This window comes from Tissierella sp. (genome assembly GCF_032104385.1).
GTDB lineage: Bacteria > Bacillota > Clostridia > Tissierellales > Tissierellaceae > Tissierella.
This window is the reverse complement of record NZ_DAMCHJ010000005.1, coordinates 151,698-165,132: the sequence shown is the minus strand read 5'-3', so window position 1 is coordinate 165,132 and position 13,435 is coordinate 151,698. Positions and strand designations below refer to the sequence as shown.

The following is a 13,435-nucleotide window of genomic DNA, read 5'->3' as shown; positions in this document are numbered from 1 at the left end:
TTAAAAGCTGATGCTATTAAAGACTAATATTTTTTATCATATGGCAAGCAACAAAATGTTCCTTGCCTACTTCCATAAGTGATGGCATCTTTTCTTTACATATTTCCATAGCAAATTTACATCTTGAGGAAAATTTGCATCCAGGAAGAGGATTAATGGGGCTTGGTATTTCTCCATCTATTGGTATTCGTTTTTTCTCCCTCTCTTCATTAGGATCAGGTATTGGAATTGCAGATAATAAAGCCTTTGTATATGGATGTAATGGATTATTATAAAGCGCATCGCTAGTTGTAAATTCTACTAAACTGCCAAGATACATTACACCGACTCTATCCGAAATATGTTTAATCATTGACAAATCATGTGCTATAAACAAATATGTAAGCCCTCTTGTCTTTTGCAGTTCAATTAAAAGGTTTACAACTTGTGCTTGAATTGAAACATCAAGTGCTGAAATAGGCTCATCACAAACAATGAAATCAGGCTCAACAGCCAATGCTCTCGCTATTCCAATTCTTTGTCTTTGTCCTCCAGAAAATTCATGGGGAAATCTAGAAGCATGCTCTTTATTTAATCCTACAGTTTCAAGCATTTCAAAAATTTTTGCTTCTCTAACTTTACCTTTGTATAGACCATGGATATCTATACCTTCACCGATAATATCTCCCACTGTCATTCTCGGATTTAAAGAAGAGTAGGGGTCTTGAAATATAATTTGAGCTCTTTTAGTAAATTCTTTTTTCTCCCTACGGTTAAAACTATGTATATTTACTTCATCATAAATTATTTCTCCTCCAGTAGCATCATACAAGCCCATTACAGTTTTTCCACAAGTAGTTTTTCCACAACCAGATTCTCCAACAAGTCCTAAGGTTTCGCCCTTATAGATATTAAAACTCACATCATCAACAGCTTTTAATATATTGTTCCTTCCAACCTTGAAATATTTTTTTAAATTTTTCACTTGGATTAGTACCTCTTTATTTTCCATATGCCTCACCTCTTTGTAATAATTCCTTTGGTACTCCACTAACATCAGCTCTTTTATCATGGAGCCAACAAGAACATTCTTGTGTTTCTCCAAAAGATGTTTTCTCAGGATACTTTGCTCTGCAAATCGTCATTCCAAACTCACATCTTGGTGCAAATGGACAACCTATAGGTGGATTTATTAAATCAGGTGGTGTACCTGTCAAAGAATATAATTTTTCTTTGTTATTGGAACTCAATTTTGGTACAGACTTTAAAAGTGCAAAGGTATAAGGATGTTTTGGATTATAGAAAATTTCATCTACAGTGCCTCTTTCAACAATCTTACCTGCATACATGACTTGTATCCTATCTGCAACACTTGCTACAACTCCCAAATCATGAGTAACTAAGATAACACCAGTATTTAATTCTCTCTGTAAATCAGCTATCAGCTCCATAATTTGTGCTTGGATAGTTACATCTAATGCCGTTGTAGGCTCATCGGCTATTAGTATCTTTGGATTACAAGCAAGGGCAATTGCTATCATGGCTCTTTGCCTCATTCCTCCAGAAAATTCAAATGGATATTGCTTCAATCTCATCTTTGCATTAGGTATTCTAACTAATTCAAGCATTTTAAGAGCAACAGTCCTAGCTTCACTATGAGATACATTATTATGCAAAAAAACACTTTCCGCTATTTGTTCTCCAATTTTCATAGTAGGATTCAAGGATGTCATGGGATCTTGAAATATCATAGAAATTTCTTTTCCCCTAATCCCCGCCATCTCAGCTTCATTAAAATAAAGAAGATTTTTACCACAAAAATTAATGGCAGAACCCTCTGTTTGAATTACTGATTGAGGACTAGGGAGTAGTCCCATAATTGCTTTAGATGTTACAGTCTTACCGCATCCAGATTCTCCAACTATAGCCAGATTTTCTCCTTTATCCAAATGAAAATCGATACCCCTAACTGCATATGCTGTACCTGCATATGTATTAAATGAAACATTTAAATTCTTTACCTCTAATATCCTTTTATCATTCATTTAGTACACCTACTTTCTTAACTTTGGGTCTAATGCATCTGAAAGACCGTCACCAATTAGATGAAATGCTAACATTGTCAAAACAATCATCATGCAAGGAAAAAACAATTCATGAGGATAAAACATTAATCTTTGCTGCCCTGCTGATGCTAAAGCTCCCCAACTAGTTTTAGGCGCTCTTACTCCCAAACCTATATAGCTAAGAAATGCCTCACCAAAAATAAATCCTGGTACTGACATAGTAATATCAACCATTATAATTCCCAATGTATTTGGCAAAAGGTGCTTCATAATAATTCTTCCAGTATTGGAACCTAACGCCCTAGCAGCCTCAACATAATCCTGTTCTTTAATCTGTAATATTTGGCCTCTTACCATTCTAGTAGTTCCCACCCAAGATGTAAGACTCATTGCCAATACTAAGGAAAATATACTTCTTCCCAACACTACAGAAAGTATTAATACAATAATTAAATAAGGTAAATTTCCAATAAACTCAGCAAATCTCATAATAATATTATCAACCAAACCACCTTTCAGCCCTGCAATAGCACCTAATAAGGAACCTATGACAAACATTACAAGTGTACAACTAATTCCTATTAATATGGAAATTCTTCCTCCAACACATACTCTCGTAAAAATATCCCTCCCCATATCATCAGTACCAAACCAATATTCGCTATTTGGTCGTAAACTTTTTACCGATGAATCCATATATTGATAATCTTTGCCTGAAAGCAGCGGTCCAACATATATGGTTAAAACCACCAATATCAATAATACTAATCCTATAATTGCTAATCTATTTGACTTAAATCTTCTCCAAACATCTGCCCAATAAGTTAGGGAAGGTTTAGATAGTTGCTCGCCAGATAACCCTTCTGTACCAACTCTTTTAAACATACCTTCTGTAATAACCATATCAATTCCTATATTACTCTCTAAACTATTCATATTATCATTACCTCGCTATTATTTTTGTCTAAGACCTTGCAACTCTAATTCTCGGGTCAACAATACCATATAAGATATCCACTAAAATCAATGCTATAGTATATAGTATTGCAAAGAATATGGTAAGCCCTATTATCATGGTATAATCACTATCAGAAACAGCCTTTATATAATAATTGCCAAGTCCAGGTATTGAAAACATCTTTTCCAGTATAAAAGATCCTCCAAATATTCCTGCAACTGCAGGACCTATCATGGTCACAATAGGAATCATAGAATTTCTTAAAATATGTTTTTTAATAATTCTTCTTTTCTTACATCCCTTTGCCTTTGCAGTAATAATATAATCTTCGCTGATTACAGAAATCGTACTACTCCTCATAAACTTTGTATAACTTGCAATACCTCCAGCTGCATATGCTATTACTGGTAAAATATAATGCTTTAACTGCCCCCAACCAAAGACTGGAGCTAATTTCCACTTAAAAGCTACAAAATATTGAAGCAATGCCGCAACTACAAAACTAGGAACACATATAGCCAGAACAACACACACCCGTATTATATGATCCCCTAATTTTTCCCTATTAAGAGCTGAAATAAGACCCAATAACACCCCTATGGTAATTTGTAATGTTATAGCTATAATCCCTATTTTAGCCGAAATGGGAGCATTATCTTTAATAACATCGTTTGCAGATTTTCCTGTATAGATAATGGACTCTCCAAAATCTCCAGTAGTTAAAAGATGTTTTATGTAAATTACATACCTTTCAGTAACTGGCTTATCTAAACCATATCTAGCACGAATTACCCCCTGCGCCTTTTCAGGCATTTGTCCAACTTTAGCTGCAATTGGATCTCCAGGTGCACCTGCTATTAAAAAAAATGTTGCAGTAATTATTAGAAACAAAGTAATCAATGAATAAATTATTCTTTTCATAACAAATTTAAACATAAATAGATCTACCTTTCTTATGATTTTTAATAGTGAATTTTATGTTACTTACTATAATATTCGTTATATACCTCCTTTCATAATAGTTATAAAGCAATCTTCATGCCAAATCCCCACCTTAATCAATTCCAGCATTATCAATGCATTCATACACTGAAATAAAAAAACAATTAAGAAAAGTATTAAATTTAGTACTTTTTCTTAATTGTTTTAAAATTAGTATGAAATTTCAGACTATAGTAAATTTTAATTCTTTAAATCTATATTGTACTTTCTTAATTTACTATGAAGAGTTTGTTTCGGTACTTTGAGGTTTCTTGCTGCTTGTGCACAGTTATTCCCTGCCTCAGCAAGGGCTAATCTAATGATGTTTTTCTCATATTCTTCTACTGCCGTTCTAAGACTTATATCTTTTGATATTCTAAGCTCAAAGTCTTCTAATTCTATGTTATACGGACCATTATATGTCTGCAAATCTTCCAGTTTAATATAGTCATATTCAACAAAATTCATAGCACTTTCAATGGTATTTTGTAACTCCCTTACATTACCTGGCCAATCATTATTTAAAAAATATTCCATGACTTGTTTATCAACACCCTTTACTGATTTATTCATTTTATCATTACAATTTTTGATAAAATATTCAACCAAAATCGGGATATCCTCTTTCCTATCTCTAAGGGGCGGCATATTCAGATTTAGTACATTTAATCTATAATATAAATCCTCCCTAAGTCTATTTTCTTGTATAAGTTTCTTAGGTTCTTCATTAGATGTTACAATCAACCTCACATCTACAACAGTAGTTTTAGCGCTTCCTATCCTCCTTATGACCCCATCCTCTATGACACGCAATAACTTTGACTGCAAACCTAACTCCATAGAATTTAATTCGTCTAAAAACAAAGTACCACCATGGGCTAATTCAAATAATCCTTGTTTATCTTTGGCACCAGTAAAACTTCCTTGCACCGTCCCAAAAAGTATACTTTCAAGTAGATTCTCAGGTAATGCACCACAGTTCTGTGCTATAAAAGGCTTATTCCTTCTATAACTTAAATTATGTAATCCTTGTACTACTAGTTCCTTCCCAGTACCCGTTTCTCCAAAGACAAATACTGGTGAATTGCTGTTTGATATTTTCTTTGCTTTTCCTTTTAATTGAATTATAGATTCACTTTGTCCAATTATATCAGATAGATTATATTGAGTTCCATTTTGTAAAAAACCATTAGAACCAGTATCTTTACTATATAATGTACTTTGTAACATAATTATCTTTTCAGATAACTCCATTACATTACTCAAATCTTTGAAGATTTCAATTGCACCCTCAATTTTATCATTGCTAATTATAGGAATTGTTGATGTAACTATTGATACATTCTTTCCCACATAATTTATATAATTTTGGACATGTTCGATTATAGGTTTTTTAGTATTGATAACCTTGTAAAATGTACTATTTTCTTTAGGAATATTGGGAAAGACTTGAAGAATATTTTTCCCTATAGCTTCTTTGGGATTAAATCCTGTGATGTTTATGGATGGTTCGTTAAAATATCTAATATCTAGATTTGAGTCTACAACTATTATTCCTTCTTCTAAATTGTTAATCATCAACTCAATAATCTTTTTATAGTCCATACTATACCACCATTCTTTATTGTTTGATTTCATACCATATGTATATATATAATTTTACTAAATTATCCCATTATTGTCTAATTTTATATTTTAAATACTAATACAAAAACATAATAATACTCCCTTCAAGGGGAGTATCTCATATTTCATATCTAATTATTTTTAGAATATAGTACCTATATCTGTTATAGCATTTGCTAAATCCTCCCTATAGTCTATATCCCTAGGATCCAAACTATTTATGCCAACACCATTAATACTTGCACTTGAATGTATGTATTTGTCCTCACCTATATACATAGCTACATGACCTGGAAAGAATAAAAGATCTCCTAATTTTATTTCTTCTAATTCTATTTTTCTCATATACTCATCTTTTCTTATGGCATCTCTATATATTGTAATTCCATTTAGCATATAGGATATGGAGCATAATCCTGAGCAATCTAAACCTAAAGGACTCTTACCTCCCCATCTATATTGTGTTCCCAAATATAACATAGCAGTCTTTACTAATTTATCCCTCAATTCTTTTTCATCATTTTTATTATAAGAGTTTATTATCCTCCCTATAAAATCTTTTCTAACCCACCCTGTACTGCGGTCAGCCAATTGAATTTCTGCCCAGCCTTCTTCTTCCCTTCCAGTTACTATTACTACAGCACCCCTCGTTAGAACTTCTTTTATATAACCTTTATAACTTGCATTAGGCATTACATCAACTACTGAATGGATAATTATATTTTTTGCTTTACTCATCCATGCATTTGCTTCCATAGTATCTATAATCATATTTGATTCATGAATATATCCATGGTAACTATAATGGGTTTCAACATAATACCATCCATCTTTAGCATCTTCTAAAATCTTTACAACCATACCATATAAACCTTCATCAGCCATTTCACTATCAGATCTTGGATTTAAGTTAATAGGAACTACGGTTTTATTTAAAATTCCTAGTTTATATCTATTCAATTTTATCACCTCATATAATATTATTTAATATCTTGAAAAATTATCATATACAAGTTTTGAAATCCTTCCTATAGTTCTTTTGCCGGTTAAATCATCTTTTCCATTTGTTGTAAATATACCTATTAAATAATTTATATTTTCTAGATAAAATATTCCTATATCATGATTTAATCCACTTAACTCGCCTGTCTTATTTGCTATCTTCACTTTATCTAAAATATATCTAGGCAACATATCCCTATGTTTTTGTCTAGTTAAAATATCTATCATAATTTCACAGATTTTAGGACTAACAATGGACTTATTATAGATTTTTTCCATGAGTAGAGCCATATCCATAGGACTTGTCAGATTTTCTCTGCCTCCTCTTGCAGCTGTAAAATCCATCATTTTTCTTTTTAATATAGTATCATTACAATTTAGTTTTTTTACCATTTGATTAATTTTTTCACACCCTAGTAAATCTATTAAAACATTAGTAGCAGTATTATCACTGAGGATTATCATTAAAGTAATTAAATCTATTAAGGTATATTCTTCTAATGTAAGTTCAGATATAATACTATATTCTACTCTATCAATTTCTCCAATCTTTATCTTTTCATCTAAACTATATTCCCCTTTTTCTACACATTCCAATGCCTTTATCATTATAGGAATTTTTATTAAGCTGGCAGATGGAAAAACTCTATTTTCATTATATTTTAAAAGCCATTGGTCATTGGTTAAATCTTTTATTATAACTGAAACCTCTTCATCTACAGAATTTATTTCTTTTATAACAATATCTTTTATCATTTTTTATCACCTTTTATATATAATATCTTCATCTTGTTCCATAACTTTTTAAAATCTAACACCTTGCTTTTATCTCTATTTATAGGCTCTAAGAAACATTTTCTCTAAGTAAAACTTTTAGACTTTCATCTATTTAGTACTTTCATATATTCTTCTACTTCCTTATGGTTTGCTAGAACAAAATGTTCAGGTTCTATTTCTACCCAACTTGGTGGGTCATTTTCATAATCATGACAATTAGGATCATAGACTTCTAATGTTTTAGCTCTTTCCTTCCTTGGATCAGGCAATGGAATTGCGGAAAATAAGGATTTAGTATAAGGATGAAGAGGATTTCTATAAAGTTTTTCAGTTTCAGCCATTTCCACTATTTTCCCTTTATGAATTACAGCTACTCTATCAGTTATAAACCTCACTACAGATAAATCATGGGCAATAAATAAATATGTTAATCCTTTACTTTTCTGTAACTCTGACATTAAGTTCAATACTTGTGCACGAATGGAAACATCTAAGGCTGATATTGGCTCATCTGCAATTATTAACTCAGGCTCCATTACAACAGCTCTTGCTACTCCTATCCTCTGTCTTTGCCCCCCTGAAAACTCATGAGGAAAACGACTCAAGAACTCTGGCAACAACCCAACATCAAGAAGCGCATTTTCTACCTTTATTTTTCTTTCTTCTTCATTTTTATAATTTCTTATGTTATACAACCCTTCTGATATAATATAGTCTACCTTTGCTCTTTCATTTAATGATGCCATAGGATCTTGAAATATCATTTGAATCTTTTTGGTTATTTCCCTATCTAATTCCTTACTTATCTTACCATTTATCTTTTTACCATTAAATATAATTTCTCCACCAGCTGTTTCATTTAAACGAACGATAGCCCTTCCTATTGTAGTTTTCCCTGACCCAGATTCTCCAACAAGTCCAAAGGTTTCTCCCTTATATATATTAAAGTTTACATCTTTTACTGCTACAAATTTATTTTTCTTTCTCCCAAACTCTACCCTTAGATTTTTTACTTCTAATAAAACTTCTTTTTGTTTATCATGCATTGCTCGTACCCTCCCACTGTTGCCTTAATATTTTTATTGATTCAGGCGGATTAACCTTTGGTGCTCTAGGGTCTAGAAGCCATGTCTTTGCTTTATGAGTAGAACTTACATCAAAATATGGCGGTTTTTCTATAAAATCTATTTTTAACGCCTTAGGATTTCTCGGCGCAAAGGCATCTCCTTTTATTTCATAGAACAAATTTGGCGGAGTCCCCTTAATGGAAAATAAAGGTTCTCCCTTTACCCCTAACTGTGGCAGTGAGGATAATAATGCCCATGTATATGGATGTTGTGCATTATAAAACACTTCCTCGCATTGTCCTATTTCAATTATATCTCCAGCATACATCACTGCTATTCTATCTGCAACATTAGCTACAACTCCTAAATCATGGGTAATATATACAGTGGTCAACTGATATTTCTCTTTAAGCTTTTTCAATAAATTTAAAATCTGAGCTTGTATTGTTACATCCAATGCTGTAGTTGGCTCATCACATATTAAAATCCTTGGATTGCAAGCTATAGCTATGGCAATGACAACTCTTTGCCTCATACCCCCTGAAAACTCATGGGGATATTGTTTGTATCTTCTTTTAGGCTCATTTATACCTACATCTTCCAATATCTCTATTACTTTTTTTCTTGCTTCTTCATTTTTTAGTCCTTGATGTAATTCAACTGTTTCTTGTACTTGTTTTCCAACTGTCTTTAAAGGATTTAATGAGGCCATAGGGTCTTGAAAGACCATAGCAATTTTTTTCCCTCTAATTTTGAGCCAATCCTTCTCCGTCTTATATTTTGATATTTCTTCGCCTTCGAAAGTTATACTTCCTGAATCAATCCAGCCATTTCCATCTATCAATCCCATAAAGCTCTTTGTAAAAACGGATTTACCAGAACCAGACTCTCCTACTATGGTTAAGCTTTCTCCTTCATATATATCTAATGATGCTCCTCTTATAGCTGTTAAAACATCTCCTCTTAATCTAAACTTAATAACTAAATCCTTTACAGATAATATAATTTTTTTGTCCTCCATAATATACCTCCTATACATGATTCTTAGGGTCTGCTGCATCAGAAAAAACATTTCCCATCATATAAAATGAAATAGTTATTATTGATATAATTATTGATGGAAAAATCAATTGATATCTTTGAGATGGAACCATCATAAGAAGTCTTCCTTCATTTATAAGATTGCCTAATGATGGCATGCTAACTGGCAGTCCAAGTCCTATATATGTTAAAAACACTTCATATCCTATGGTTTGAGGAATAGATAATGCTACACTTAACATGATAACCGAAACCAAATATGGAAGTAAATTCTTAGTTATTATCCTTCTCGTAGGAGTTCCTAAACACTTTGATGCCAGATTATATTCCCTATCCCTAATAATCACTGTCAAATTTCTTACAAAACGAGCCATTTCTATCCAAGATGTTAATCCCATGGCTATAATCATAGTAGACAAACCTGGTTTCATTATATAGGTCATCAACACTAATATTATTGTTTGAGGAATATTGCTAAGTATATTATATATTTCTGTGATAGGACGATCTAGCCACCTTATATAGCCCCACATAGCACCTATTGTAATTCCTATTACAGCTTCCCAAATTCCTACTGTTATACCTATTAATAAAGATGTCCTAGACCCACTCCATATACGAGACCAAAGATCCTGACCGATTGAATTGGTTCCAAACCAAAATTCTGAATCAGGCGGTTTATTTGAAAGTGGTAATTTTGTATCTGGATTTATATGAATTTCCGTTGGTATTTTCTGATTTGGTAAATATGGTTGAATTATTGTAAATACCAATAAAGCACACATCAAAGTTAAAAGAAAAACTGCTAATTTATTTTGAATAAAAACTTTCCAAGTAGAGCGCCAATATGAGTAATTAGAATATCCTCCACGTTTTGCTTCTTCTTCGTCATATTCTGCAAACGTAAATAGCTCTTCATTTATAGAATTAGTCAATTTATTTACTGTACCTTTGCCCATTATCTAGCGCCTCCTTTTTTCTGCAAATTTATACGAGGATCAAATATAGCCATAAGTATATCTCCTAAAAATAATCCTACTATTCCTATTGATGAATATATAAGTACTAAGGCCTGGACTAAAGTGTTATCTTGTCTTCTAACAACTTCTACCAAAAGTCCACCCATGCCAGGAATTGAATATAGGGACTCTATATAAATTGAACCTGCTATGGTAAAAAGTATGGAAGCAGGCAAATATTGTGCCATAGGAACAAAAGCATTACGAAATATATGTTTTACCATTACAGCTCTATTATTTAATCCTTTTGCCCTAGCCAATTTAACATAATCCTTATTAAGCTCATCTACCATATACCTTCGCATCCACATGGCATAACTAGCTATTCCACCTAAGGACATAGATATGGCTGGTAAAATCCAACTTAGAGGTTTATCTATATCAAATAATATTGGCAATTTAAATAAATTAGTTAGATATAATTGTAAAAAAAGAAAATATACAGCAGCAGGAACTGCCCTTATAAATACAACATACCCTGTACCTAATTTATCCCAAAATTTATTTTTACTCCTAGCCATGGCTATACCTAATGTTATTCCTACCAACAAAGATATACCTATGGCTGCCAATCCAAAATATAAAGAATAGGGTACCTTGGCTTTTATTATATCCATAACTGGAACCTTGGGTCTAAATGTAATAGACTGTCCCAAATTACCTTTTAATATATTTTTATAAAAATTAGCTAATTGTTTGTATATTGGATCTCTAAGCCCCATACTGGTGAGTATTGATTCCCTTTGCTGTTCATCTAATTTCTCATAGGAATCCCCAAAATATCCTTCTTCAGGCAATAGTCTCATTAGAAGAAATACTATGGTAACTATAATAAACAGGGTAAATAAAGATTGTAATAATCTCTTAATAGAATATTTAAACATTTTCTTCCCCCTCTTTTTATGTCATATATATTAAGTACTGACAAAATTTTTCTTTTCCATAGATATGTATTTTAATAAATATCTTCCATCTAATTTATAGTATCTTATTTTTAGACCTAAGAATTGTTAATTAACAATTCTTAGGTCCTTATAATTATTTACTATTTTTAAGTGCTTCTTCTCTTTCTTTTTCCCATATTTCAAGGGCAGCTTTATATTCTTCTGTATTCATAGGTTTTTCTAAGATTTCCTGTCCCTTATATCTCTCTGACGATACTCCAAATGGTGAATATTGAGATTCAAATGGATTTAATCTAGAAGCTGCATATCCTCCTCCACCTAATGCATAAGGTATAACAAAGGCCTCTTTTATTAAAAATGCTTCTGCCTCAGCAAATAGTTCATATCGTTTATTTACATCTATTACTTCTCCCTTAGCTTTATTTACTAAATTAGTATATATTTTTTCTCCATTAGAATCATTATATCCTTCTACATATTCTGGAAAGTTATAATCTCCGCCAGGCACGAAAGGATCTGTATAGGTTTCAGGATCTGCATAATCAGGACCCCAGTTACATTCTAAAAATGCATATTTTCCTGAACGTCTTACCTCCGATAAAAAATTTGTAGGTGGTTTTGGATCTATTTGAATATCAATATAATCCTTACCTAATAAATTCTCCATTTGTTGTTCTATAATCTGTACTCTATTTGCCAACTCAGGCATACTTGAATTATATGGCATATATACTATTACTGGAAATTTTACTTTTCCTTTTAACTCTTCCATAGCCTTATCTCTATATTCCTTTGCTAAATTTTCATTAAAAGAATCCCTATTTGAAAATTCTTTTAATCCTCCTAATTCAGTATAATCTACTCCATCTAAATCAACAAAGCTCTTTGGTGTAATAGTACTTGATAATCTTTGTTCTGGATTATAAGGTTCTGCTGTTATCATTGCAGATTTTCTGTCTAATGCATGGAATAGAGATTTACGGAAATTAAGATTGTTTAAAGCCATCTTCCAATTTTCAGGCTCATATTCAGCATCAAATTTAGGGTCAAAATTTAAAGCATAAAAATAGCTATAGAAGTTTGTTCTCTGTGGTCTAAACATATGCTTTTTAGCTGGGTCCTTTATCCATTCCTCAACTAAAGAAGCCGATATTTCAGTATGATCTATTTCTTCACGTAAAAATAGCTCTGGGCCTAAGGTCGCTGCTTCTTTATTGTACGTCATCTTTATCTTATCTATAAATATATTATCCTTATCCCAGTAATCCTTATTTGCTACAAGAATTCTTTTAGTCTGAGGTTCAAAGGTTTCCATTATAAAAGCACCATTATATAACAAATTAGTGTTGTCTGTTCCAAATCTATCTCCTACTTCTTCTAAAAAATCTCCATTAACCGGTAAGAAGCAAACATAGTTTAGCATAGATAGAAAATATGGTGTAGGCTGTTTTAAAGTATATTCTAATGTATAATCATTTACTGCTTTTACACCTACTTGATGAAAATCCTCTATTTCACCATTATAATATTCTTCTGCGTTTTTAATTACACTATAAAATATATTTGCCGTTTTAGATTCGTTATTTGGGTCTAATAAGTATTTTGCTGCATCTACAAAATCCTTTGCCTTAACCTCTGCATACTCTTTTCCTTCATAAGTAACCCATTTTACTCCTTCCCGAATTTTTAAAGTCCAAACTAATCCATCTGAAGAAGATTCCCACTCAGTTGCTAATCCTGGTACTGGTACTCCATATTTATCATAGTCAATTAAACTATCTACCATATTTGCAGCCAATGAAAATTCATTTGTACTTGCAGTCACTAAATAATCTAGCGTAGTAATTTCTCCAGAGTATACAACAGAATATTCCCTTAACTCTTTTCCATCTGATGAAGTCTTAGATGTAGAACAACCTGCCATAATCATCATTATTGCCAACATTAAAGCCATGAGCTTTTTCATTTTTACTCCCCCTTTAATTTCAAAATCCTTATGATTTCCTACTTCTAA

The 13,435-nt window shown here is 32.0% G+C and carries 12 protein-coding genes; all 12 read right to left on the bottom strand.

Annotated features, from left to right (window positions below):
- Window positions 1-16: 16 nt before the first annotated feature.
- Window positions 17-991, bottom strand: a complete 975-nt coding sequence (locus RT714_RS07440) for an oligopeptide/dipeptide ABC transporter ATP-binding protein (protein WP_313756942.1) — start codon at window positions 989-991, stop codon at window positions 17-19.
- Window positions 981-2,024: an ABC transporter ATP-binding protein gene (locus tag RT714_RS07435; protein ID WP_313756941.1), complete on the bottom strand. Its 1,044-nt coding sequence runs from the start codon at window positions 2,022-2,024 to the stop codon at window positions 981-983. Before RT714_RS07435 ends, RT714_RS07440 begins: the two co-directional genes overlap by 11 nt.
- Before the next feature lie 9 nt (window positions 2,025-2,033).
- Window positions 2,034-2,981, bottom strand: a complete 948-nt coding sequence (locus RT714_RS07430) for an ABC transporter permease (RefSeq protein WP_313756940.1) — start codon at window positions 2,979-2,981, stop codon at window positions 2,034-2,036.
- 28 nt (window positions 2,982-3,009) lie between these two features.
- Window positions 3,010-3,939, bottom strand: a complete 930-nt coding sequence (locus RT714_RS07425; RefSeq protein WP_313756939.1) for an ABC transporter permease — start codon at window positions 3,937-3,939, stop codon at window positions 3,010-3,012.
- Between the two features lie 246 nt (window positions 3,940-4,185).
- A complete protein-coding gene (locus RT714_RS07420; RefSeq protein ID WP_313756938.1) occupies window positions 4,186-5,589 on the bottom strand; it encodes a sigma 54-interacting transcriptional regulator in 1,404 nt (467 codons plus the stop codon).
- 162 nt (window positions 5,590-5,751) lie between these two features.
- The gene (locus RT714_RS07415) at window positions 5,752-6,570 is read right to left on the bottom strand and encodes an NlpC/P60 family protein (protein ID WP_313756937.1); all 819 of its coding nucleotides are present in this window, start codon (window positions 6,568-6,570) and stop codon (window positions 5,752-5,754) included.
- Window positions 6,571-6,594: 24 nt separating this feature from the next.
- The gene (locus RT714_RS07410; RefSeq protein WP_313756936.1) at window positions 6,595-7,368 is read right to left on the bottom strand and encodes a serine hydrolase; all 774 of its coding nucleotides are present in this window, start codon (window positions 7,366-7,368) and stop codon (window positions 6,595-6,597) included.
- A gap of 125 nt (window positions 7,369-7,493) precedes the next feature.
- Entirely contained in the window at window positions 7,494-8,435 is a 942-nt protein-coding gene (locus RT714_RS07405) for an ATP-binding cassette domain-containing protein (protein ID WP_313756935.1), read from the bottom strand.
- Window positions 8,428-9,477 carry an ABC transporter ATP-binding protein gene (locus RT714_RS07400; protein WP_313756934.1) on the bottom strand — a complete coding sequence of 350 codons (1,050 nt, stop codon included), beginning with the start codon at window positions 9,475-9,477 and terminating at the stop codon, window positions 8,428-8,430. The genes RT714_RS07405 and RT714_RS07400 overlap by 8 nt, the downstream gene beginning before the upstream one ends.
- A gap of 10 nt (window positions 9,478-9,487) precedes the next feature.
- Window positions 9,488-10,456 (bottom strand): ABC transporter permease, encoded by a 969-nt coding sequence (locus RT714_RS07395; RefSeq protein ID WP_313756933.1) that lies wholly within the window; start codon window positions 10,454-10,456, stop codon window positions 9,488-9,490.
- Complete coding sequence (locus tag RT714_RS07390) at window positions 10,456-11,400, bottom strand: ABC transporter permease (RefSeq protein ID WP_313756932.1); 945 nt, start codon at window positions 11,398-11,400, stop codon at window positions 10,456-10,458. The genes RT714_RS07395 and RT714_RS07390 overlap by 1 nt, the downstream gene beginning before the upstream one ends.
- A 154-nt stretch (window positions 11,401-11,554) precedes the next feature.
- Entirely contained in the window at window positions 11,555-13,387 is a 1,833-nt protein-coding gene (locus RT714_RS07385; RefSeq protein ID WP_313756931.1) for a peptide ABC transporter substrate-binding protein, read from the bottom strand.
- Between the last annotated feature and the right edge of the window lie 48 nt (window positions 13,388-13,435).

Coding starts and splice junctions, on each gene's coding strand:
- RT714_RS07440 (WP_313756942.1), bottom strand. CDS start 991: ATGGAAAATAAAGAGGTACTAATCCAAGTGAAAAATTTAAAAAAATAT.
- RT714_RS07435 (WP_313756941.1), bottom strand. CDS start 2,024: ATGAATGATAAAAGGATATTAGAGGTAAAGAATTTAAATGTTTCATTT.
- RT714_RS07430 (WP_313756940.1), bottom strand. CDS start 2,981: ATGAATAGTTTAGAGAGTAATATAGGAATTGATATGGTTATTACAGAA.
- RT714_RS07425 (WP_313756939.1), bottom strand. CDS start 3,939: ATGTTTAAATTTGTTATGAAAAGAATAATTTATTCATTGATTACTTTG.
- RT714_RS07420 (WP_313756938.1), bottom strand. CDS start 5,589: ATGGACTATAAAAAGATTATTGAGTTGATGATTAACAATTTAGAAGAA.
- RT714_RS07410 (WP_313756936.1), bottom strand. CDS start 7,368: ATGATAAAAGATATTGTTATAAAAGAAATAAATTCTGTAGATGAAGAG.
- RT714_RS07405 (WP_313756935.1), bottom strand. CDS start 8,435: ATGCATGATAAACAAAAAGAAGTTTTATTAGAAGTAAAAAATCTAAGG.
- RT714_RS07400 (WP_313756934.1), bottom strand. CDS start 9,477: ATGGAGGACAAAAAAATTATATTATCTGTAAAGGATTTAGTTATTAAG.
- RT714_RS07395 (WP_313756933.1), bottom strand. CDS start 10,456: ATGGGCAAAGGTACAGTAAATAAATTGACTAATTCTATAAATGAAGAG.
- RT714_RS07390 (WP_313756932.1), bottom strand. CDS start 11,400: ATGTTTAAATATTCTATTAAGAGATTATTACAATCTTTATTTACCCTG.
- RT714_RS07385 (WP_313756931.1), bottom strand. CDS start 13,387: ATGAAAAAGCTCATGGCTTTAATGTTGGCAATAATGATGATTATGGCA.